The following is a 21937-nucleotide window of genomic DNA, read 5'->3' on the forward strand; positions in this document are numbered from 1 at the left end:
ATCACTTTTCGAATTCACTATGACGCGAAATCATAGTTTTCAATTCAACTGATTGCGTTTCCCCCATTCGGTCAACCCAACTCGATTTGATAGTAATGGTCTTAAGCGATCCTGAAACCGTAGCTGCTGGAACTTCCCACTCAACAACATAAGATCCACTAGCAGAAGATCCGGTTGCAATCGAAGCAAAATTGGCAGGCGTAATGGTAGACATCGCCTCAGAAGCACCACGAGAGCGGAACCACTCAAGTTGATTTTCAGCCAGTCTCAACGCCTCGATACTATGAATCGCATAATCCGATTCACGTTCCATGTAAATTTGTAGTTTAGTGAGTCCGAGCGCCCCAATGCCCAATAAAAGAAAAGAAATCAGCACCTCAATTAAACTAAAGCCTTGTTGTCTAGAGATCATTCCAAGACCCCTTTTGCCAATATACTTTCTTTAGCTTCTTCCAAGGTTCGTCAATCACATCACGATTGTATTGGAAGGATAAAGCCGCATTGAAGAGTGCAAATGTTCCAGGCGCGTCCATGACAAAACCTCCTAATGGGTTAAACGCTCCGTGCTGAAAATAGCCAATCTTTGTCTTTTCCATAGGCACCGTTGCATCTAAAGCCGCGATAACGCCATCCAATGCAGGGTCATTCGCGGAAGCTGCCCAGTCGGTAAAATCTAATGTAGCCCCGGTTGTCGGGTCGACATACAGTGGAGAAATAAAATGGTAAAGCATACCTTTAAAATTCTGTGTCCCTATCGTAGAAAAAATACCGTCTTGAACAACTAGGATTATTCCATTGCCCCCTAGGCTGTTATCTATTGCGTTCTTTATACTCGTGAAATCTGCCGTGTTTATTTCACAACCACCGTAAACCCAAATGAGATCTTTTCCATTTTCGATATTGCTAACTATCCCCTCCGCGCAAGTATCATTGAATACCGGAGAAGGAAGATCCGCTTCAGAGTCCAATGTCATACCATTCAACGACAAAGGTACATATCCAAACAAAGAGCTATCAGACATCACATCGAACCATTCACTACGCGGGACATCAAAGACATCTTTAAATGGGTCCATGTCCGAAGACTGGCGATAATCGCTCTTAGATGCCGCAACACTTGTGCCCCAACTGTAGTGTGTAGATGCACATTTTTGTTCCTGTCCAGCAGGACTATCAGGGAAACTTGAATAAGGTTTGTCGGATAGTTGATAAGGGTGAAAAGTACTTACACTGGTAGCGTAGAAAAAGTTGTAATAAAGAACGGAGGTGCACTCCCACAAATTACTACCGAGACTTTTACTCGGATCTGGAGAGCTCGTATAGGAACCATTAATAACCAGATCAGATTTAGATTTGATCGCCCCCGCCCCGCTACTTGAAGGCAACTTGATGGTCTTTTTCGTTTCCCGATGACCAATCGTTGAAGTTACGAGACTTGAAGGACCTGAGGAAAATGTAAGTGCATCAAGACCCATCGCTGTGATGCAGTCATTGACATTAGTTGGCAATTCTTTATTTAGTTTGGTTTTGCTGTAAACACACTCTAACCCGCCTTCTGCACGCCAATGCTCTTGTCTGGATTCAATTTGATTGTTGGCACGTTTGATTTGATAGAAAAGGGACTTGTAGCTTCCCAGTGACATCATTAATGCCGCAACCAGCAACACGCTCACAACTAATAATGCTGCGGCTCCCTGTTGATTTCTCATTACTGCCAGTTCCTCTGCTTCACGGTAAACGACTGCTCTGTTTGAACACTTGTTGCGCCAACTAATTCCGTTCCTAAGGTAATGGTGACTACCGCGCTTTCAGCATCTGTGTTTTTCAGCGTGCGAGCGGCAAGATCAAAGCGGTTAATATGAATCGCTCTCTTATCAAAAAGCGTATTGCATGTACCGGTACCAGAAAGCGCAATAACTTGACTGACGTTCCATATCGTCGTTTGTTTTTTCTCACAGACAAACAAAGACTCGGGCGTATTAATCCGCTGCTCATATACAACATTTTTATAAAGTGGTGCTGCACCTGAAGTCCCAACTTGATAGGCGTATGCAATCAACCCCATCCCCGGAGTATCAAGAGTGTAAATCGTATCGGTCGCACCTGAAATTTTGACTGAATCACTGCCACTTTCATTAAAGCCAGCTCGTTGGATATCGTTTCTTAACATCGCTAATACGCTGCCCGTGTTTTGCAGTAACATCAGCTCTTTGGAACGCTCCATCGCCACTTTTTGTCCACTGATGTAAAGCGATCCAACAATAGCTAGAGCAATCAGCCCTAAAGAGGATGCAATCATAAACTCGACGAGGCTCGCGCCTTTCTGCTTATACATATTCATTCCTCAAGAACAGGTTGAATAGCCGAAGAACTCGGTATTGTTGTTGTCGCTGCATACCCGGACACGCGCAGACAAAGTGTGAGAGATAAGTTTTAAGGCTTTAGAAGACTCTCCGACCGGGTAAAAGCGAATGTTGCCTGAAGAAGGGCGACCATGGACGTCATCAAAACTGATTTGGTCTGAAGCGTAGCTCGGAGTAACCACAATGCCCTTGTAAGGCGCGCCTGAAAACGAGAATAAAACCGTACCGACTCCCTCGGAGCTATTATCTGTGAGCTCAATGCGCCAATTACCATCACTGGATGAACCTCCAGACATGATCAGGTGTGCCCAAAGCCTCTCTCGGCGCAATACCGCTTCTGACTTACCTTGAATAACAAAGCCATGCAGTTCATTCGCTAAGCGCTGCATTTTGTTGGTTTCAAAAACATTTTGGAAAGAAGGAGCAGCAGCCGTGAGCAAAACACTCAGCACGGCGATAGTGATCAGAAGCTCCAATAATGTAAACCCGCGAGGCATTTCCCAAATTCCTATGCAAACGGCAAGAGGACCGTAATTCATCTTGCGCAGATGCTATCACCTGAGAAAAATAGGCGGAAAAGTGAAAAGGAAACTACTCGTCATGATTCGAATTTCTGGTTGTAACGGATACAACAAACGATTTAGAGGGATGACATTGATCGAAATACTGATAGCAGTTGTGATTATTGGAATCATCGCGGCTATCGCTTATCCGTCATATACCAACCACACCATTACGGCACACCGCACCGTTGCTCTAAGCGATATCAGTCGCATACAGCTGGAGCTAGAAACCTCTTACAACGGTGGGTACGATTGGAGTAGTATCATCTCTGGCGGGACTTGTACGATCTGCGACTCCGATTCAAATCGCTTTTCATTTAATATCGCAAGCACATCCAGCGCAGCTTATGTTATCGAAGCAACGGCAAAAGCCGATTTAGGGCAAAACGGCGATAGCTGTTTCCCTAGTGGGGTAAATAAAATAACCCTAACATCCACCAACATAGAGTCACCGAGTGCATGTTGGGATTAGCCCTTTCGAGAATAGATAAAGACAACTTAGACGACAAGTTCGATGCCATAAAGTCACTTTAAATAAAAAGAAAGCAGATACAAAAAAGCCTGCATCACAGCAGGCTTTTTCTTGGATTCAACTAACCAGCAATTAGCTTGTTAGGTCATCAAAGAACTTCTTCACGCCGTTGAAGAAGCCTTCAGATTTTGGTTTGTGCTTAGTTGCAGCATCGCCACCACAAGATTCATCAAACTCTTTAAGTAATTCTTTCTGACGAGCGCTCAAGTTAACTGGAGTCTCTACTACAAGCTTAACGATTAGGTCACCAACACCGCCACCACGAACGCCTTTCACCCCTTTACCGCGCATACGGAACATACGTCCTGTTTGCGTTTCTGTTGGTACTTTAAGGTTCACACGACCATCTAGTGTCGGAACTTCAACTTCACCACCTAGAGCAGCCATAGCAAAGCTAACTGGCACTTCACAATACAAGTTGTTGCCTTCACGTTCGAAGATATGGTGCTCTTTCACGTGAACTTGTACGTATAGGTCACCTGCTGGTGCACCCATTTCTCCAGCTTCGCCTTCGCCAGATAGACGAATGCGATCGCCAGTATCAACACCTGCTGGGATCTTAACGTTAAGTGTCTTAGTTTTCTGTTTGCGACCTTGACCATGACATTCGTTACATGGGTCTTTGATGATCTTACCTTTACCATGACAGGTAGGACAGGTTTGCTGCACAGCAAAGAAACCTTGGCGCATTTGAACTTGACCGTGACCATGACAGGTTCCACAAGTCTCAGCTGAAGAACCTTTCTTCGCACCGCTACCGTCACAGGTATCACAATGAACAAGCGTTGGTACTTCGATTTCTTTCGATACGCCACGAACAGCTTCTTCTAGCGACAGTTCCATGTTGTAACGTAGGTCTGCGCCACGTTGCGCACGTTGCTGACCACCGCCACGACGACCGCCGCCAAAGATATCACCAAAAACGTCACCAAAGATGTCGCCGAAATCAGCACCACCGCCACCAAAACCGCCGCCGCCGAAGCCGCCACCGCCTTGTTCAAAAGCAGCATGACCATACTGATCGTACGCCGCTTTCTTTTGAGGGTCAGTGAGAATTTCGTACGCTTCTTTTACTTCTTTAAACTTATCCGCAGCAGATTCATCACCCTGGTTACGGTCTGGGTGGTATTTCATTGCTAGACGCTTGTACGCCTTTTTGATATCGCGCTCAGAGGCATCACGGCTTACGCCTAATACTTCGTAAAAATCACGTTTTGACATGTTCTTCGTCACCAATTAATTACTGCAAACGGCATGATTTACCGCTTGGTGTTTGTATCGTTCTAGGTAAGTGCACTTATTGCAAAATACTTAACTAGAAAGACAGCTTGGACAAACAGACGGGCGTAAGAGTTACCCCAAACGCCCGCACACAAAAGTCTTATCGACTCTAGGCGACCATAAGCCGCCTAGTTAAGAAATATTATTTCTTGTCGTCTTTAACTTCTTCGAACTCAGCATCAACAACATCGTCTTCTTGAGACTGTTGTGCACCAGCGTCAGCACCTTGTGCTTGTTGCGCTTGAGCTTGTTGTTGAGCGATTTCCATTAGCTTTTGAGCTGCAGTCATTAGCGCTTGAACTTTAGCGTCGATCGCTTCTTTGTCATCACCTTTACGTGCAGTTTCTAGCTCAGAGATAGCTGCTTCAATCTTCTCTTTCTCTTCTGCAGGTAGGGCTTCACCAGCTTCTTCTACTTGCTTACGAGTACCGTGAATCATTTGGTCAGCTTGGTTACGTGCAGTTGCTAGCTCTTCGAACTTTTTGTCCGCTTCTTTGTTAGCTTCTGCTTCTTGAACCATTTTCTCGATGTCGTCATCGCTTAGACCGCCAGAAGCTTGGATAGTGATCTTCTGCTCTTTACCAGTCTGCTTGTCTTTCGCTGAAACGTGTAGGATACCATCCGCATCTAGGTCGAAAGTAACTTCGATTTGTGGCATACCACGTGGTGCAGCTTGGATACCTTCTAGGTTGAATTGACCTAGAGATTTGTTGAAAGACGCTTGCTTACGCTCACCTTGAAGAACGTGGATAGTTACCGCGCTCTGGTTGTCTTCTGCTGTAGAGAAAACTTGGTTCGCTTTAGTTGGGATAGTCGTGTTTTTCTCAACTAGCTTAGTCATTACGCCGCCCATTGTCTCGATACCTAGAGACAGTGGAGTAACGTCTAGTAGAAGTACGTCTTTAACTTCACCCGCAAGTACACCACCTTGAACTGCAGCACCCATTGCTACTGCTTCATCAGGGTTTACATCGCGGCGAGCTTCTTTACCGAAGAACTCAGCAACCTTCGCTTGAACCATAGGCATACGAGTCTGACCACCAACTAGGATTACGTCAGTGATGTCGTTTACTGATAGGTCAGCGTCAGCTAGAGCAACTTTTAGTGGCTCAAGAGAACGTTGTACTAGGTCTTCAACTAGAGATTCTAGTTTCGCACGAGTCACTTTGATGTTCATGTGCTTAGGACCAGTTGCATCAGCAGTAACGTAAGGTAGGTTTACGTCAGTTTGAGAAGTAGAAGAAAGCTCGATTTTCGCTTTTTCTGCTGCTTCTTTAACACGTTGCATTGCTAGTGGATCGTTCTTAAGGTTGATGCCTTGCTCTTTGTTGAACTCGTCTACTAGGTAGTTGATTAGACGGTTATCAAAGTCTTCACCACCAAGGTGAGTGTCACCGTTAGTTGCTAGAACTTCGAATGTTTTCTCACCTTCAACTTCATCGATTTCGATGATAGAGATATCGAATGTACCACCACCAAGGTCGTATACCGCGATAGTGCGGTCGCCACCAGACTTGTCTAGACCGTATGCTAGAGCAGCCGCTGTTGGTTCGTTGATAATACGTTTAACTTCTAGACCTGCAATACGACCAGCGTCTTTAGTAGCTTGACGTTGAGCATCGTTAAAGTAAGCAGGAACTGTGATAACTGCGCCAGTTACTTCCTCACCTAGGAAGTCTTCAGCAGTTTTCTTCATTTTCTTAAGAACTTCAGCAGATACTTGAGGAGCCGCCATTTTCTGGCCTTTTGCTTCTACCCATGCATCACCGTTGTCAGCCTTAACGATTTTGTAAGGCATGATTTCGATGTCACGCTGAACTTCTTCGTCTTCAAAACGACGACCAATTAGACGCTTGATTGCAAATAGCGTGTTAGTTGGGTTAGTTACTGCTTGACGTTTCGCTGGTTGACCTACTAGCGTCTCACCGTCAGTGTAAGCAATAACCGATGCAGTAGTACGTTCACCCTCTGCGTTTTCAATTACACGTGGTTTGTCGCCGTCTAGTACAGCAACACATGAGTTAGTAGTACCTAAGTCAATACCAATGATTTTACCCATCAGGCTATCTCCGAATAAATTCTATTTTGTTTTGCTATATCCCCTATGTGGGGACTTAGAATCGGGTTTCAACCCTTGCTCACAAACTAAAGTAATGTTGTTTGCTTCTCTTATGCCCAATAGATAAGGGCTGCAAATGGCTTTTCAAGGGAGAGAGTGAAAAAAAAACAAAAAAAAGTTGCGCAAAAGGCGAGAGACGAGCGCAACTCAGCCCCTTCGACTCTTCAATCTCGATTCTCGTTTCTATAAAAGAAAAAGCGAGGCATATAGCCTCGCTTTTCAACTAAGAGTGTATTGCAAATTATGCGCTTGCTTGTGCAGGCTCTGCGTCTACGACTTCTTCTTTACCAATCTCGCCTTCAGACTTCGCAACAATAGTGTTTACTGCTGTATCACCAACTACGTTAGATGAAGTACAGAACATATCATTGATACGGTCTACAGCTGCAATGATTGCTAAACCTTCTGGTGGAAGACCTAGTTGGTGTAATAGAACACCTACCATCACTACGCCGCCGCCCGGAACACCACCAGCACCGATAGAAAGTAGCAAGATAGTTAGACCAAGAGTAAAGATATCAGCAGTATTGATTGGCTGACCAAACGCGTTTGCGACAAACATAGTTGCTAGTGCGATATAGATAGAAACACCAGACATGTTCATTGTTGCGCCCAGCGGTACACCGAAACCAGCAACCGACTTAGAAACCTTAAGCTTCTCAGTTAGCGTGCGCATTGTTACCGGGATAGTTGCGTTTGAACTTGCAGTTGATAGTGAGAATAGGATCTGCTCTCGAGTTGCACGTAGGAACGCTTTTGGAGAAGTGCCCGTCGCAATACCTACCGCCATTGGGTAGAAGAAGAAAATCCAGAACACTAGCATTGCAACAACAAGTGCTACGTAGCCAGCAACAGACATCAGCGTGTTTGCATCCAGTGTTGCACCTAGTTGAATCATCAGAGCAAATACACCGTAAGGTGCAAGGCTCATTACTAAACCAACCAGCTTCATCATGATTTCGTTCGCCATTTTAAACGTACGAATTGCCGGACCGCCTCGAGAATCCAAAGCTTGAATAGCAAGACCTGTCAAAATTGCCATAAAGATGATTTGTAACATGTCGCCATTTGCAAACGCTTGTACAGGGTTGCTTGGAACGATGTTTACAACCAACGAGAAAATGTCAGGTGTTTCAGTTGTTGTTAAGTTAACAGTTTCTGAAATCGTGCCTGCCAGATTTGCATCAGCACCCGGTTGGAAAATAAGACCAACAGTCAGTGCCGCAGTAATCGCGATGATGGTGTTGATAATGTATAGAGCAAAGGTTTTACCACCAAGACGACCAAAAGCCGTGATGTCTTTTAGGTCCACGATACCGCATACGATAGATACGTAAACAAGAGGTACTACTAACAGCTTAATCAATGATACGAACATACCACCAGCGCCTTCCGCTGCGCCAAGTAAATATGTATCAAAGAGAGCAACGCCACTAAAAAGATACTGAATTGCAGTACCGATCAGAAGACCCGCAAACAAGCCGATAAAAATCTTGCTAGAAAGCGATTTATCCATCATAAATCTCCAAAATGTTGTGTTTGCTATTTATGCTTTTATAGTTACATCTGCTGGTTTTTACGGCAGACCTCGCGAATAATACACACCACAGTTACAAAATAAAGACTTTCTTTACAGGATTGTTAATAAATGACATTAGAAGTAAACCACTAGTTCTACATTCATATTCAGAATTAAATTTTGATTGCGAGTGATAACAGGTACTTATAGACACACCCATTCCATAAGTAAGCAAGATAAAGAAAGGATATCCCTTATTGGAAAATTTTTTACCAATAAGAAAAAATTTGAAGGGGATCAAATTTCATTTTGCGCACATATTCAGAGAGATGAATATGTTGATAGAGATGTTTGAAACAAAAACGCCCGCTATTGAATAGCAGGCGTTTTAATATATTTATATCAATGAGTTATTTGATTACTTAGCAACCATAACCATTGCAGGACGAACAACTCGACCGTTTAGCTCATAGCCTTTTTGCATCACAAACATAACTGTGTTTGATTCGTGATCTGGGCTTTCTTGAATAGACATAGCTTGGTGGAATTCAGGGTTGAATGCTTCACCTTCTGGGTTGATCTCTTTCAAACCAAATTTCGATACTGCATCTACAAACGTCTTGTGTGTCAGCTCAACACCTTCAAGAATTGGCTTAACCACTTCGTGCTCTGCATCTGCAGCTTGGATTGCACGCTCAAGGTTATCGATAACTGGAAGTAGTTCTTCAGCGAATTTGTTCAGAGCGTACTTACGAGCTTTATCGATTTCTTGCTCAGTACGACGACGCATGTTTTCTACTTCAGCTTTAGAGCGAAGAACCGCATCTTGCTGGTCTTTCACTTTTGTTTCGCTAGACAGTAGTGCTGCTTCTAGTTGAGCAATCTTAGCGTCTTTCTCATCACCAATTTCTTCAAGTTCTGCTTCAGCTTCTTGCGCTGCGGCTTCTACTTTCTCAGCTTCTTCGATGATTTGATCAAGCTCTTCTTCTGTAACTTTGTTTTCTTCGTTGCTCATGATATCTCCAGAATTCAACTTAATGTCCTTAAAGCCACTCACGTTTTGTGGGCTTTAACCACATAAAAATTCGCATATTTAGGTAACTTGCCATTATTATGGGGATGAAGATTCCTGATTCAAGCCTCTTTAATGCGGAAATGCTATGAAAAACCCATGTAACGTGATCGCGATTATCGGAAAACCACGAGATCAGCAGGCAATTCAAACTCATAGAGAGTTATACGAATGGCTGACATCCGAAGGTTACCAAGTATTTATCGATGATCGCCTTGCTGCAATTTTAGACGAAATCCCGCAAAGCCAGTTTGCTAGCCTCGTAGAGCTAGGTAAAAACGCAGATCTCGCTATCGTAGTTGGCGGTGATGGCAACATGCTGGGTGCTGCTCGTATTCTATCTCGTTTCGATGTTGCTGTGATTGGTGTCAACCGAGGTAACTTGGGGTTCCTGACGGATCTAAACCCCGACGATTTCAAAGAAGCATTAAAAGCCGTATTAAAAGGCGAATATATAGAAGAAGAGCGTTTCTTATTGGAAGCAGAGATCCATCGTCACGGTCAAATCAAGAGCCATAACGCGGCATTAAACGAAGCCGTGCTCCACCCAGGACAAGTGGCGCACATGATTGAGTTTGAAGTTTATATTGATGACAGCTTTGCGTTTTCGCTGCGTGCCGATGGTTTGATTGTCTCTACTCCAACAGGCTCTACGGCTTACTCCCTGTCAGGTGGTGGACCTATTTTGTCACCAAGCTTAAACGCGATTTCTTTAGTGCCAATGTTCCCGCACACATTGTCTAGCCGCCCATTAGTCGTCGATGGCAAACGTCGTATCAAACTGGTCGTGTCACCAGAAAACCGCGGTACTCAGGAAGTAAGTTGTGACGGACAAGTTTCGCTCCCCGTCTCTCCAGGTGATGAAATACATATCTACCAGAGCCCGAACGTTCTCAAACTTATCCACCCGAAAGACTATAGCTACTATCACGTACTAAGAAATAAGCTTGGATGGTCGAGCAAACTGTTTTAGCAATAAAGGTTGGTGTGAAAGCATCAACCTTTTTTCTTTGCTCATATTTCAGCTTTCTACTCTATCCCGATTAAGGCGACACAAAATAAAAACCTACTAAATCTAGATTTATAAAATTTGATCTTGTGGGCAGATTTTATACAAATCTTGGAGAGCAAATTGAATGATAGGTGTCTGGTGATATTCTTGCCATGAATAGAATATTAACTCTATTTCATACAAACTATCTCAAAGGACACACTATGAAAAAAACAATTATATTGTCCGCTCTCAGTACTTTAGCGCTTATGGGCTGCCAGTCTGAGGAGGCAAAGGTTAACAATATATCAAACGCAAAAGCCGAGGATATAACCAACACAAAACGCGCACTCGCTCAGCAACTTAGTGAGAGCTATACCAGCATGGAACCAATGCTACGTCGGGACATTACCGCGGAGCACACTAGCGTCCCAGTATCTTCCTTTGTTGAACAAACGCCTCAAGCTGCTTTCAGTAAACAGCTTGTACAAGCCGACAACCAAATCCGCACATGGAAAGGCATCGAACAATACTCAGATCAGTTGCTAGAAGTCCGTCTAGCGAATGAAGAGATGCTAAATGTATGGCAAGAAGGGAAAGTCGATCCCCTATTCGCTTTCGAGCCAAGCGGTGATGACTCGCAATGGCAGTATATCGAAGCGTACGATGTATATGGTCAAATCCACCAGCTCGATGTCTATCAGCTTCCTGACGTACCAGTATTGGTTGTCGACAATAACAGCTCTGCAGAACTAAAAGCAGGTCTGCAAGCGATGCAAGCTGAGATGAAGAGCTTGGGTCAAGCCACGATGGTTCAGCCATACCTAGCGGACAAGCAGCAAGTTAATTCCCCACTTCTCGCTAGCGCTGAAAGTTCAGTTCAACCGATTCAGACTACACAACTGAAGAAGATCCGTCTTTCTGATGACCAAGAACCATGGATCTCGGGTAAAGCAGAAATCTACGCCATCGTCACAGGGGTGAACCCAAGCCGCGACGAGCCGACGTTAGATTTAGTCGAGCTTCCATATTTGGATTATGACAACAAAGACTATTACCCGAATCAAATCATCATTCATTGGTCTCGTTACCGTTGGGGCGCGGCTGACATTGTATTGATGGAACAAGATGACGGTACGGATTACAAACAGTTGGCAAAACTGCTCGTTCAAGTTGCTGAAGAAGTATTAAAGGCGATTCCAGATCCAGAGGTGCAGGCGTATGCCATTATTCCTCAGATCACCAACAAGATCATTGATGCAATTCCTGATGGGGTTCTGACCAATGATGACGATTTCGTTGATGTTTACTACACCCTGATGCAAGACACATCTTACGTCGACCATCCTGGCGCGGGAGTCAATGCAGTCGTCACATTAGAACCGCTCACCATTAACCCAACTCGTCCGTAACTTGTTCAATTTAAATAGGTCGTTGCATTTTGCACGACCTATTTTTCTTCTCTTCATCACAAAAAGCCGCTTCTTTAAGAAAAAATACCGCACCTGACTTTACTGTATAAAGAAACAGTATATACTGTTTTCTTATACAGTATTGTTCAGTTATACAGGTAAATAAAAATGCTGGCTCATCTAAGTGTTAATAATTTTGCGATTGTTAAGTCTTTACAGCTCGAGCTTTCAAAGGGCATGACCACCATTACTGGTGAAACAGGTGCAGGTAAGTCTATTGCAATTGATGCGTTAGGTCTTTGTTTAGGCGGACGTGCCGATGCAGGTATGGTGCGCCAAGGCGAAGAGAAAACAGAAGTCAGCGCTGCCTTTTTACTGGATAACAATCTACACGCAACGCGTTGGCTAGAAGATAACGACCTGCTTGATGGCAGCGAGTGTATCTTGCGTCGCATCATCACCAAAGAAGGTCGCTCTAGAGCCTTCATCAACGGCAGCCCAGTCCCACTTTCACAACTCAAATCTCTTGGGCAGTTGTTGATCAACATCCATGGACAGCACGCACATCATCAATTGATGAAGAGCGAGCACCAAATGGCAATGCTTGACCAATATGCAGGACATTTAAACCTATTAAAAGGCACACGCAGTGCTTACCAGCATTGGCGTCAGGCAGACAATAACCTCAAGCAACTAAAAGAGAACAGCCAGCAAAATCAGGCACAAAAGCAGTTGCTCGAATACCAAATCAAAGAACTGAATGAGTTATCGCTAGGTGAAGAAGAATTCGCAGAGCTCGAACAAGAGCACAAACGACTGTCCAATAGCGGTGAACTTGCCGCTACCTGTCAGCAAGCCATCGAACTTATTTACGAAGGTGAAGAAGTCAATGCGCTTGGTATTTTGCAATCGGCCAATCACTCCCTAATTCAATTAGCTGAATTGGATGAGAAATTAGCAGAGCTACCAAATATGCTGGCAGAAGCAATGATCCAGCTAGAAGAAACTAAAAACGAACTTCGCAGCTACCTTGATGGCATTGATGTCGATCCGGGTCGCATGGCTTATGTCGAAGAACGCTTTTCTAAAGTGATGTCAATGGCTCGTAAACACCACGTTATGCCTGATGAGCTATATCAACACCATCAAGATCTGTTGGCTCAAATCGAAGCGCTCGATTGCTCTGATGAACGTTTGGATGAACTCGCTCAAGAAGTTGAACAAAAATATCAAAGCTTCTTGACCCAAGCGGAAAAACTGCACAAATCACGCAGTCGCTACGCAAAAGAGTTGAACAAACTGATCACACAAAGCATGCACGAATTGAGCATGGAGAAAGCGGTATTCAGCATTGAAGTGAACAACGAAAATACCCACCCATCACCGCTGGGAATGGACAGCGTCTGCTTCTTGGTTTCAACCAACCCAGGTCAGCCATTGCAACCCATCGCTAAAGTGGCATCGGGTGGTGAGCTATCACGTATCTCATTAGCCATCCAAGTGATCACCGCGCAGAAAGTAGATACTCCAAGCTTGATCTTCGATGAAGTAGACGTAGGTATCAGTGGTCCAACCGCCGCTGTTGTCGGTAAGATGCTGCGCAAACTAGGAGAGTCGACCCAAGTAATGTGTGTCACCCACTTACCTCAAGTCGCAGGTTGTGGTCATCAGCAAATGTTTGTCGCAAAACACACCAAAGGTGGTCAAACTGAAACACAAATGCGCTCACTAGATAAAGAGCAACGTGTGGCAGAATTAGCTCGTCTACTTGGTGGTAGTCAAATTACAGATTCCACATTGGCAAATGCTAAAGAACTGCTTATCGCCGCTTAAGATTATTACTGAGCCACCGCATATCAATCAGTTCAGTGGCTCTCTCCCATTTCAACTGCCCCAGTACTTTTGCTTTTCGCTAAACGAATGCGCAATGTTCCGCCAATTATTGTTCAATCTCAGCGAATAAATGCAACTCAACTCAAAATTCGTTGTCAGATTCCCTACCATACGACGCATAGCTTTTTACATCTGCGTCGAGCTTGTTTATTATCAGCGCAGTATTTTAAAGGTTACTAAGAAATTATTATGCAATTAAAGAAGTGGTTAGTTGCCGTACCATTAGCAATGACATTGCTGACAGGATGTTCGGTATTGGAAAAACTGGTTTATCGCATTGATATCAACCAAGGCAACTACGTAGAACAAAGTGCGGTTGATAAATTAAAGTTTGGGATGACTAAAGCACAGGTTCGCTACGTTCTTGGTTCACCTATGTTGGTTGAAAATGGCTACCCGAATACGTGGTACTACATTTACCACCACACTCCTGGTCACGGTGACTCAGTGCAAAAAGATCTTATCGTTCAGTTTAACGACCAAGGCACGCTGGCAGACATCACTGGTGACTACCCGAAAAGCGATGCATTTTACGAGAAGATTCAGTAAACAACCTTTATTTTCACAGTATTCTTAAAGCCTCCTGACGGAGGCTTTTTTATTTCTGCTCAACAGAGCAAGGAAAGTTAGCCTCACAAAAAACAACACCTCCCAATTGGGAGGTGTTGTTCGTAATCAAAAGCATTATTCCTCAGCTTTTCTCAAAGCATTGGGCTTACCGCCTGTCACAGGGTCTGCACTACCAGCGGCTTTTGCTTGCTCCGCTCGTTTACGACGAATCTCTTTTGGATCTGCCAATAGTGGGCGGTAAATCTCGATACGGTCTTTGTCGCGTACCGTTGCATCTAATCGCACGTTACGGCTGTAAACACCGACTTTATTCTTCTTCAAATCAATCTCAGGGTATAGCTCAAGCACACCTGACTGGCGGATAATATCTTCAACCGTTGCTTGATTGTTTACCACCAAATTGAATACACGCTGCTCTTGAGGAAGCGCATAAACCACTTCCACGTGAATCATGTCCGACTCAATACTCATAGCACTCGTACACCTGTTTCGCGCGTTTGGTAAAAGCATTCACCATGTTATTGGTTAGCTCATTAAAAATCTTGCCGAAAGCCATTTCGATCATCTTGCTTGAGAATTCAAACTCAAGCTTCAGTTCCACTTTACACGCCTGCTCATCCAAAGCAGTGAAGATCCAACCACCACGCAGTGTCTTAAATGGACCATCGACCAAATTCATCATGATCGCTTGACCCGGAATAATCTCGTTAGAGGTTGTAAATGTCTTACTGATACCTGCTTTTGCTACATCGACAGAAGCCACCATACCATCGTCCGAAGACTCAATGATTCGTGAACCTGAACAACCAGGTAGAAACTCAGGATACTTAGAAACATCATTGACCAGATCGAACATCTGCTCTGCACTAAAAGACACCAAGGCAGAACGGCTGATTTGCTTCATACACACTCCTATCGATACGCGTACATGTTTAAGGCTTGTGCCAATTCTACTTTTATTCCACGATAGCGCAAATAAAAGGATTTCCTAACCCATATCCAACCCGTATAATGAGTCCATTATGGTAAAGAAAAAATCAAAGCAAAAAGCGGGTAGCAACACTATCGCGCTGAATAAAAAAGCTCGCCACGAATACTTCATTGACGATGAAATTGAAGCAGGCTTGGAGCTACAAGGCTGGGAAGTGAAAGCACTTCGCCAAGGTAAAGCCAATATCGCTGAAAGCTACGTTTTCATGCGTGACGGAGAAGCTTTTGTCAGCGGAATGACCATCACGCCTCTTAACCAAGCTTCTACTCACGTTGTCGCAAACCCTACACGTGTGCGCAAACTATTGATGAGTCGTCGTGAACTCGACAACCTTCTTGGTCGCATCAACCGTGAAGGTATGACGCTAGCCGCATTGTCACTGTACTGGTCTCGCTCTTGGGTGAAGATCAAAATCGGTGTTGCGAAAGGTAAAAAACTTCACGACAAACGTACCGATCTGAAAGAAAAAGACTGGGCTCGTGAAAAAGCACGCGTGATGAAGAGTTCACTGCGTTAAACTTGACCACTTAGACGCATAGTACTGGACAGCTTAGGCTTTTCTGTTACTATGCCGATATTACCTCTGGGGCTGATTTAGGATTCGACGGGAATTCAGAAGTCTGAGGTGCATGCCGAGGTGCGGTAGGCCTCGTTAACAAACCGCAAAAAAATAGTCGCAAACGACGAAAACTACGCACTAGCAGCTTAATAACCTGCTCAGAGCTCTCTCGCCCTAGCTTCCGCACGTAAGACGGGGACCAACGAGGGATCAAACCCAAACGCGCTAGCCCGGATTCTCCCGCCTGAGAGATGAACGGCGAATTTTAATTCAGGATAGTCATTCATTAGCGTGTCGGTTCGCAGGTGGGTGGTGAATTTAAAGATCGACTAAGCATGTAGTACCAATGATGAAAGGTTTTCGGACGCGGGTTCAACTCCCGCCAGCTCCACCAAACGTTTGGAAAGGGCCAACTCGAAAGGGTTGGCCCTTTTTGTATCTGCGATTCGTATTTCCCCTCAACTCATCGCTTTGATTCCTAGCCAAAATCTCTTAGTCTGTGGTTAAGCATTCATCAATGGACATGAGTTTATGCTAAAAGGCAGTGAGTACCCTTCTATTCGTGCGCTGCGAACCTTTGTTGCAGTTGCTAACCATCTGAGTTTTTCTAAAGCGGCAGAGAGTTTGTGCGTAACTCAAGGTGCCGTGAGCAAACAAATTGCGACGTTAGAGCAACTGGTTGGGTTACCTTTGATTCAGCGTGGTATCAATGGTATTGAGCTCAGCGAAGAAGGAAAACGTTACTTGCCCAAGGTGACCGAAGCGTTGGAGATCATCCAACATGCGACGGCGAGCTTAATTCAAACCGATACAGAGCAAGAGTTACTGGTGGTCGATGTTACGCCTTCTTTCGCCAGTTTGTGGTTGGTGCCAAACATTGATGAATTCCATCAAATCCATCCTGACATCCGCGTTAAAGTTCGCACCAGTGATGGTCCAATAAATCAGTTGGATGTAGACAGCGACATCACCATCCGTTGCCTTCCTCTCTCTAGTCACTACGAACATGGTCGATTGTTGCGTCAAGAAACGCTGCTGCTAACGGGCTCATCAAGTTCTTCAACGTGTAACGACAAACAATCCATTACGGATTTCGCTTTTATTCCTCAAACAACGCGCCCGCAGTTGTGGGAGCAGTTCAAACTAGAGCAATCTCTGCGAAGCGCGATTCATTATCACCCTGTCGGTCATGAGCATTTCTATCTCTCTTATGAAGCGGTAAAGCTTGGTAAAGGTCTTGCCCTCCTGCCTGATTTTATGGTGCAGCAGGCGATGTCGAGAGATGAGGTCTACCACATCCAACAATTGCGTATGCATAGCCATTATGGCTATTACGTATTTGTGCCGAACTACCGTCTAGCGGCGCGAAAAGTCTCGCTGTTCAATGATTGGCTATTTACTCAACTTGGAAAAGGCGTCGGTTAGATAACGACTCCGCTTCAATTTTTCAAACTGTGGTTGAAGCCAGTGCATCTAAAGATATTCGCGTTACACTGAAGATGTTGCCAACTGTAATGAGGGTTTATGACGTTATCTCCTGCCTTTCTGCGTAAAATCTGGTACTCCCCTTCTTTCAACCTTGGTTTGCGTGCCACCAGCGCGATTGTCCTATTCATGGGATTGGGTGTGCTATTCAACCAAATCAATCTCGCCATGACAGCTTTAATGACCATGCCTGCAGCATTGATCAGCGGTTTAGACACTGCCGGTCCTAGACGCTGGACACGCTTTGCGATTACCGCTTTTACATGGAGCATTACGCTCGTCATCAGTTATGCTCTGCTGAATATGGGCTTACCGCTGTGGCTGACTTACGGCGTTATGGGAGCAATATTGGCAAGTACAGCAGTGAATGGTCCATTTTGGGGACGTCTTGGCATGTCGAGCTTACTGATCGCGGTCGTGAGCTTGTCACTACATAATTCCAGCGCGGTACTTGGTCTCTATCCTATGTTGGTGTTGGGACCACTCACTTTTGCGCTGTTCAGTTGGCTTTGGTTTGCCTTATGGAAACATTACGCGCTGCGTGTTTGTCTTTCTGCGATTTACGAGACGCTAGCGGACTACATTCAATATCGCCAAGCTTTCTTACTTGGAAGCGAAACCGATGCTCCGAAACGACGCATCAAATATCAGTTGATTGAACTGTTCCAACAAGCACTGCAATCAGAATCTTTTCGCTCGAAACATGAAGACGCCAACTCTCTACGTCAGGCTTTGTTTTTGGCGCTCGATACATTTGAAGTCGTCTTGAGCAGCCATACCAGCAACCCTGATCTGCTTAAGCAATTTCAATCCAGCAAACCGAAACGAGATCTGCTCTTGGTTTGGAGCCAACACTGCCAGCAAAGATTAAGACACAAAGCCAAGCAGCTTTTACATAACACGCATGAAGAGATGAAACACTTGAGCTCACTAGAGCAGGAAGCCCATGATTTGATTGAGGCGGTGAAGCTAGAAGACCAACCTCGCTTTCGCTACTGGGCATACGCGGTAAAGCATATTTCTCGTCGTATTGAGCTCAATGAGCCCGCTTATGAACGCTCCTTTGAGGTGCAACCATTCGAGCTGTCTTTTCGTTTGCCAAGTCGAGGCAACCCAATTTGGCGCCATGTGACTCGCGTTGGTTTGATGTTCGCTCTTGGAGCTGGGATTGCTGAATACTTTGAATTGATTCGCCCGGATTGGGTGTTGATTTCCATGTTGATGGTCATTCAACCGAGTTTCTTGGCAACCCGAAGTAAAACTTGGCAACGCTGTTTAGGCACAGCACTTGGGGTACTCTTCGCCACCTCCTTGATTCATCTTGGCGTACCAACGACCATCTTGTTTGTATTAATCGCGGTCCTATTACCCATCGCAATGCTCAATATTATGCGCCATTACTCGCTGGCGATTGGCTGTATTACCGCGCTGTTGATTTTGGTTTATCAAACCATGGCACACCAGGGGCTCGACTTTGCCGCTCCGCGCTTGATCGACAATGTCGTCGGTGGCGCAATTGTCCTACTCGGTTATGGCTTATTGTGGCCGCAGTGGCGAGGTAAGGAGATTCATACCCAAGCATTAAAAGCGCTCGATAGTTCAAAAAGCTTATTTGTGTATTGCTATGAGCAGTTACAAGTCGACACAGAGCAACGTGATCACATGGCGCTCACTAAGCAACGTGCCGCCATGCTCACTGCAGAAAGCGATCTTGAACTGATTTACAACGAGATGCAGCAAGAGCCAAGGCACACTCGCGCCGATCCGCATTATTATGAAGATATGTTGAGCCATTATCGCTTGTTGAGTCACTACCTCTGCTTGCTGATCCCTCTAGTGAGAGGGGGCACCCATTACCAAGGTTCATTGCAAGTAGAACGCCTGATTCATGATGCGATGGATGCGTTGATCAGTACGATTCGTGACAATCGTGTTCATGAGCTGCCAGCACTGAGCAATAAAACCGATGCCAATCATCCCTCCTCGACCGCAGGACAGCGCTCTGTCGAAGAGATCATCTGGTTAGCATTGATGACGATTAAGCAAATGCACGACTTAGTAAGGCGTAACCTAAAAGACTAAATACGCGCCACTATTATCAACGGAATGTCAGATTTGACTATTTGAGAACAACGTCGATTGACCAAGCTAACTAACAGGAGTATCACTCCAGCTTCGTTCCACTTTGGTTAGAGGAAAGCATTTGGAACACATTAATGATTTACTGATGGCGATGAAGCCGCTGCTTGAGCAATATGGCTATCTCGCCCTTATCGTCAGCATCTTTCTTGAAGGTATTGGCATTCCGATGCCGGGGCAATCGCTGATGATTGCGGCGTCTATCATCTCATCTGAGCATGTCATGAACCTTAGCCTAGTGATGATAGTCTCTTGGTTGAGTTGCTTTTTTGGCAACACGTGCGGCTACCTGATTGGCTATTACTTTGAAGGTTGGTTAGACAAGAAAGGCTATATTTCTGGCCCTAAAATGCTGAAGCTACAAAATACAATTCAGAGGTATGGTCCTGCTTGCTTGGTTGTCAGCCGCTTTATTGAAGGAATGAAACAGTTTATGCCGCTTGCTTGTGGCATTGCTAAGATGTCGCGTAAAGAGTTCTTATTGGGCAACGCCCTTGCAACCACCATTTGGGTTGCCGTGTTCAGTTTGCTCACTAACTTTGCGTTTGAGCATCTAAGCGTTCTCAGCCAGTTCTATACCGAGCATCGCTACGTGGTTTGGTCGAGCGCAGCGTTGTTGTTCTCACTGATGATCTTCGCACTCCTCAAACGAAAAAAAGCATAAATACTCTACACAAGTAAAATTCTACAAAGGCTCACAGTATCAATAAGATATGTTATGTGAGCCTTTTTTCTTGGTCTTTTCGATTAAAAATAACCAGCCATTTAGACGTCTAGACGTTGACAAGTCTTTGGTGTCAGATTAGTCTGCTCGCCTTATTTGTTGATTATGTTGTCGTTCACATGTCTGGTTCTAAAAATTCTAATAAAGCAATCGCACCATCAGCGGTCGCACTTTTACCTTTAGTGCTATTCCTTGCGCTGTTTATTGGCGTGGGCACTTACTTATCCTTGCAAGGCGTTGATTTCGCCTTCTACCAACTGCCAGCGCCTATCGCGGTATTGCCTGCTGTGATCCTTGCGCTCATCCTAAGCAAAGACAAACTCAATCGCTCTATCGAACACTTTATGCGTGGCGTTGGTCATCAAGACATCATCGCGATGTGTATGATCTACCTGCTTGCCGGTGCCTTTGCTGCAGTTGCAAAAGCGTCTGGCGGCGTAGATGCGACAGTTAACCTTGGTCTTTCTGCGATTCCAACCAGCATGATCTTGCCGGGTATCTTCCTGATTTCTGCATTTATTGCGACAGCGATGGGCACCTCAATGGGTACCATCGCAGCAGTTGCGCCTGTTGCTCTGGGCATTGCTCAATCAGCAGGTATGAGTCTTCCATTGACTGCTGGTGTAGTGCTTAGCGGCGCAATGTTTGGTGATAACCTTTCGATCATCTCAGACACCACGATTGCGGCAACCCGTTCTCAAGGCTGTGAGATGAAGGACAAATTCAAAGAGAACATCCGTATCGCACTACCAGCAGCACTGGTTGCGCTTGTGATCTTCGCCTTCAACAGCACAGCGACTCAAGTACCAGAAACCGGTCCTATTGAATGGTTGAAAGTGCTGCCATATGTGACGATTCTTATCCTTGCTGTATCAGGCATGAATGTGTTTGTCGTGCTTACTATTGGTATCGTTTTGGCAGGCGGCGTGAGCTTGTCTTCTATCGATGATTACGGTCTAACCAACTTCGCGCAAGACATCTACTCTGGCTTTGGTAACATGCAAGAGATCTTCCTGCTATCCATGCTGATTGGTGGTCTGAGTGAGCTTATGCGTCGCCAAGGCGGTCTCGCGTTTCTAACTAACCTAGTGAGCGGCATCATCCGTACGTTTGGCTCTAGCCACTCGAAAGAAGCAAATGGTCGTGCAAGTGAACTAGGTATTGCTGGTCTGGTTTCGATGGTGAATACCTGTACCGCCAACAACACCGTTGCCATCATCGTATCAGGTAGCGTGGCTCGCCAACTAGCAGAAGAGAACAACGTTTCACCGCGTCGCTCTGCAAGTTTGTTGGACATTTTCTCGTGTGTTATCCAAGGTGTATTGCCATACGGTGCGCAAGTTCTGCTATTGGGCTCGGTATTTAACCTTTCTCCACTAGAAGTTGTCGCGAACTCTTATTACTGTTTCGCGCTTGCAATTGCAGCTATCGTGGCGGTGTTTATCAAGCATCCGGCACGTCAGCCTGTCCCTCAGACTGAAAGCTAAAATTAACTTTGAAGAAGGGCTCCGATTGGAGCCTTTTTTGTGTCTTAAGAAAAGAAGCGATTCCCTACTCGCTCCTTCGTCGCTCTAGGGAATGACATGGTGAGGGACTGAGCATCTAACTGGCTGAGGTAAACGTCGAACCGAACAAATCCCCAGTTAGAAGAGTAACTCGTAAACAGAGGTGTCCTAATTGCTCCTTCGTTACATTAGGAATGTGACGCTATGTAAAACCAAGCA

20 protein-coding genes and 1 other RNA gene are annotated in these 21937 nt (G+C 45.1%); 11 read left to right on the forward strand and 10 right to left on the reverse strand.

Annotation, left to right across the window (positions count from 1 at the left end; all coding sequences use genetic code 11):
• Position 1 precedes the first annotated feature (1 nt).
• From AACR11_RS02550 to AACR11_RS02565, 4 genes are read right to left on the reverse strand one after another with little or no spacing between them, the layout of a single operon-like run.
• On the reverse strand, positions 2-412 hold the full coding sequence (locus AACR11_RS02550; RefSeq protein WP_005447635.1) for a type IV pilus modification PilV family protein: 411 nt from the start codon (positions 410-412) through the stop codon (positions 2-4).
• The gene (locus AACR11_RS02555) at positions 402-1709 is read right to left on the reverse strand and encodes a hypothetical protein (RefSeq protein WP_005447637.1); all 1308 of its coding nucleotides are present in this window, start codon (positions 1707-1709) and stop codon (positions 402-404) included. Before AACR11_RS02555 ends, AACR11_RS02550 begins: the two co-directional genes overlap by 11 nt.
• Positions 1709-2335: a PilW family protein gene (locus AACR11_RS02560; protein WP_005447638.1), complete on the reverse strand. Its 627-nt coding sequence runs from the start codon at positions 2333-2335 to the stop codon at positions 1709-1711. The genes AACR11_RS02555 and AACR11_RS02560 overlap by 1 nt, the downstream gene beginning before the upstream one ends.
• Before the next feature lie 9 nt (positions 2336-2344).
• On the reverse strand, positions 2345-2860 hold the full coding sequence (locus AACR11_RS02565) for a GspH/FimT family pseudopilin (protein ID WP_026138335.1): 516 nt from the start codon (positions 2858-2860) through the stop codon (positions 2345-2347).
• A gap of 103 nt (positions 2861-2963) precedes the next feature.
• Between AACR11_RS02565 and AACR11_RS02570 the strand changes: the two genes are divergently transcribed.
• Positions 2964-3398 carry a type IV pilin protein gene (locus AACR11_RS02570; RefSeq protein WP_029789193.1) on the forward strand — a complete coding sequence of 145 codons (435 nt, stop codon included), beginning with the start codon at positions 2964-2966 and terminating at the stop codon, positions 3396-3398.
• A 132-nt stretch (positions 3399-3530) separates the two neighbouring features.
• On the opposite strand, the gene dnaJ is transcribed toward AACR11_RS02570, so the two are convergent.
• The 4 genes from dnaJ to grpE form a co-directional block, all read right to left on the reverse strand.
• Positions 3531-4679 carry a molecular chaperone DnaJ gene (gene dnaJ / locus AACR11_RS02575; RefSeq protein ID WP_005447647.1) on the reverse strand — a complete coding sequence of 383 codons (1149 nt, stop codon included), beginning with the start codon at positions 4677-4679 and terminating at the stop codon, positions 3531-3533.
• A 202-nt stretch (positions 4680-4881) separates the two neighbouring features.
• A complete protein-coding gene (gene dnaK, locus AACR11_RS02580; protein ID WP_005447648.1) occupies positions 4882-6798 on the reverse strand; it encodes a molecular chaperone DnaK in 1917 nt (638 codons plus the stop codon).
• Positions 6799-7099: 301 nt separating this feature from the next.
• Entirely contained in the window at positions 7100-8374 is a 1275-nt protein-coding gene (locus AACR11_RS02585) for a dicarboxylate/amino acid:cation symporter (protein ID WP_005447650.1), read from the reverse strand.
• 421 nt (positions 8375-8795) lie between these two features.
• A complete protein-coding gene (grpE, locus tag AACR11_RS02590) occupies positions 8796-9392 on the reverse strand; it encodes a nucleotide exchange factor GrpE (protein WP_005447652.1) in 597 nt (198 codons plus the stop codon).
• A gap of 145 nt (positions 9393-9537) precedes the next feature.
• Between grpE and nadK the strand changes: the two genes are divergently transcribed.
• The 4 genes from nadK (at position 9538) to bamE (ending at position 14294) form a co-directional block, all read left to right on the forward strand.
• Positions 9538-10422: an NAD(+) kinase gene (gene nadK, locus AACR11_RS02595; RefSeq protein ID WP_005447653.1), complete on the forward strand. Its 885-nt coding sequence runs from the start codon at positions 9538-9540 to the stop codon at positions 10420-10422.
• 242 nt (positions 10423-10664) lie between these two features.
• Entirely contained in the window at positions 10665-11852 is a 1188-nt protein-coding gene (locus AACR11_RS02600; protein ID WP_005447654.1) for a DUF3103 domain-containing protein, read from the forward strand.
• A gap of 168 nt (positions 11853-12020) precedes the next feature.
• Complete coding sequence (recN, locus tag AACR11_RS02605) at positions 12021-13685, forward strand: DNA repair protein RecN (protein WP_005447655.1); 1665 nt, start codon at positions 12021-12023, stop codon at positions 13683-13685.
• A 249-nt stretch (positions 13686-13934) separates the two neighbouring features.
• On the forward strand, positions 13935-14294 hold the full coding sequence (gene bamE, locus AACR11_RS02610) for an outer membrane protein assembly factor BamE (protein ID WP_005447656.1): 360 nt from the start codon (positions 13935-13937) through the stop codon (positions 14292-14294).
• A gap of 135 nt (positions 14295-14429) precedes the next feature.
• Here bamE and AACR11_RS02615 read toward each other — a convergent pair whose 3' ends face one another.
• Positions 14430-14786, reverse strand: coding sequence for an RnfH family protein (locus tag AACR11_RS02615; RefSeq protein WP_005447657.1), 357 nt, complete (start codon positions 14784-14786; stop codon positions 14430-14432).
• A complete protein-coding gene (locus AACR11_RS02620; protein WP_005447659.1) occupies positions 14776-15219 on the reverse strand; it encodes an SRPBCC family protein in 444 nt (147 codons plus the stop codon). Before AACR11_RS02620 ends, AACR11_RS02615 begins: the two co-directional genes overlap by 11 nt.
• Before the next feature lie 118 nt (positions 15220-15337).
• Here AACR11_RS02620 and smpB point away from each other — a divergent pair, with 118 nt between their 5' ends.
• The 6 genes from smpB to AACR11_RS02650 all read left to right on the forward strand — a co-directional run bounded on the left by smpB (position 15338) and on the right by AACR11_RS02650 (position 21700).
• Complete coding sequence (smpB, locus tag AACR11_RS02625; protein WP_005440253.1) at positions 15338-15823, forward strand: SsrA-binding protein SmpB; 486 nt, start codon at positions 15338-15340, stop codon at positions 15821-15823.
• Positions 15824-15891: 68 nt separating this feature from the next.
• Positions 15892-16259: a transfer-messenger RNA gene (gene ssrA, locus AACR11_RS02630) on the forward strand.
• A 137-nt stretch (positions 16260-16396) separates the two neighbouring features.
• The gene (locus AACR11_RS02635; protein WP_029789194.1) at positions 16397-17290 is read left to right on the forward strand and encodes a LysR family transcriptional regulator; all 894 of its coding nucleotides are present in this window, start codon (positions 16397-16399) and stop codon (positions 17288-17290) included.
• A gap of 99 nt (positions 17291-17389) precedes the next feature.
• Positions 17390-19432 (forward strand): FUSC family protein, encoded by a 2043-nt coding sequence (locus AACR11_RS02640; protein WP_029789195.1) that lies wholly within the window; start codon positions 17390-17392, stop codon positions 19430-19432.
• A gap of 145 nt (positions 19433-19577) precedes the next feature.
• Positions 19578-20153, forward strand: coding sequence for a DedA family protein (locus AACR11_RS02645; RefSeq protein WP_029789196.1), 576 nt, complete (start codon positions 19578-19580; stop codon positions 20151-20153).
• A gap of 179 nt (positions 20154-20332) precedes the next feature.
• Positions 20333-21700: a Na+/H+ antiporter NhaC family protein gene (locus tag AACR11_RS02650; protein WP_005447666.1), complete on the forward strand. Its 1368-nt coding sequence runs from the start codon at positions 20333-20335 to the stop codon at positions 21698-21700.
• Positions 21701-21937 lie beyond the last annotated feature (237 nt).

The sequence above is a fragment of the Vibrio sp. L85 genome, assembly GCF_963871815.1.
Lineage (GTDB): Bacteria > Pseudomonadota > Gammaproteobacteria > Enterobacterales > Vibrionaceae > Vibrio > Vibrio harveyi.

Excerpts from the sequence above, each read along its gene's own strand:
- AACR11_RS02555 (WP_005447637.1), bottom strand. The coding sequence starts at position 1,709 with ATGAGAAATCAACAGGGAGCCGCAGCATTATTAGTTGTGAGCGTGTTG.
- AACR11_RS02640 (WP_029789195.1), top strand. The coding sequence starts at position 17,390 with ATGACGTTATCTCCTGCCTTTCTGCGTAAAATCTGGTACTCCCCTTCT.
- AACR11_RS02645 (WP_029789196.1), top strand. The coding sequence starts at position 19,578 with ATGGCGATGAAGCCGCTGCTTGAGCAATATGGCTATCTCGCCCTTATC.
- AACR11_RS02585 (WP_005447650.1), bottom strand. The coding sequence starts at position 8,374 with ATGGATAAATCGCTTTCTAGCAAGATTTTTATCGGCTTGTTTGCGGGT.
- smpB (WP_005440253.1), top strand. The coding sequence starts at position 15,338 with ATGGTAAAGAAAAAATCAAAGCAAAAAGCGGGTAGCAACACTATCGCG.
- AACR11_RS02650 (WP_005447666.1), top strand. The coding sequence starts at position 20,333 with ATGTCTGGTTCTAAAAATTCTAATAAAGCAATCGCACCATCAGCGGTC.
- AACR11_RS02570 (WP_029789193.1), top strand. The coding sequence starts at position 2,964 with ATGATTCGAATTTCTGGTTGTAACGGATACAACAAACGATTTAGAGGG.
- dnaK (WP_005447648.1), bottom strand. The coding sequence starts at position 6,798 with ATGGGTAAAATCATTGGTATTGACTTAGGTACTACTAACTCATGTGTT.
- AACR11_RS02615 (WP_005447657.1), bottom strand. The coding sequence starts at position 14,786 with ATGAGTATTGAGTCGGACATGATTCACGTGGAAGTGGTTTATGCGCTT.
- AACR11_RS02550 (WP_005447635.1), bottom strand. The coding sequence starts at position 412 with ATGATCTCTAGACAACAAGGCTTTAGTTTAATTGAGGTGCTGATTTCT.
- AACR11_RS02635 (WP_029789194.1), top strand. The coding sequence starts at position 16,397 with ATGCTAAAAGGCAGTGAGTACCCTTCTATTCGTGCGCTGCGAACCTTT.
- bamE (WP_005447656.1), top strand. The coding sequence starts at position 13,935 with ATGCAATTAAAGAAGTGGTTAGTTGCCGTACCATTAGCAATGACATTG.
- dnaJ (WP_005447647.1), bottom strand. The coding sequence starts at position 4,679 with ATGTCAAAACGTGATTTTTACGAAGTATTAGGCGTAAGCCGTGATGCC.
- AACR11_RS02620 (WP_005447659.1), bottom strand. The coding sequence starts at position 15,219 with ATGAAGCAAATCAGCCGTTCTGCCTTGGTGTCTTTTAGTGCAGAGCAG.
- AACR11_RS02565 (WP_026138335.1), bottom strand. The coding sequence starts at position 2,860 with ATGCCTCGCGGGTTTACATTATTGGAGCTTCTGATCACTATCGCCGTG.
- grpE (WP_005447652.1), bottom strand. The coding sequence starts at position 9,392 with ATGAGCAACGAAGAAAACAAAGTTACAGAAGAAGAGCTTGATCAAATC.
- AACR11_RS02600 (WP_005447654.1), top strand. The coding sequence starts at position 10,665 with ATGAAAAAAACAATTATATTGTCCGCTCTCAGTACTTTAGCGCTTATG.
- recN (WP_005447655.1), top strand. The coding sequence starts at position 12,021 with ATGCTGGCTCATCTAAGTGTTAATAATTTTGCGATTGTTAAGTCTTTA.
- nadK (WP_005447653.1), top strand. The coding sequence starts at position 9,538 with ATGAAAAACCCATGTAACGTGATCGCGATTATCGGAAAACCACGAGAT.
- AACR11_RS02560 (WP_005447638.1), bottom strand. The coding sequence starts at position 2,335 with ATGTATAAGCAGAAAGGCGCGAGCCTCGTCGAGTTTATGATTGCATCC.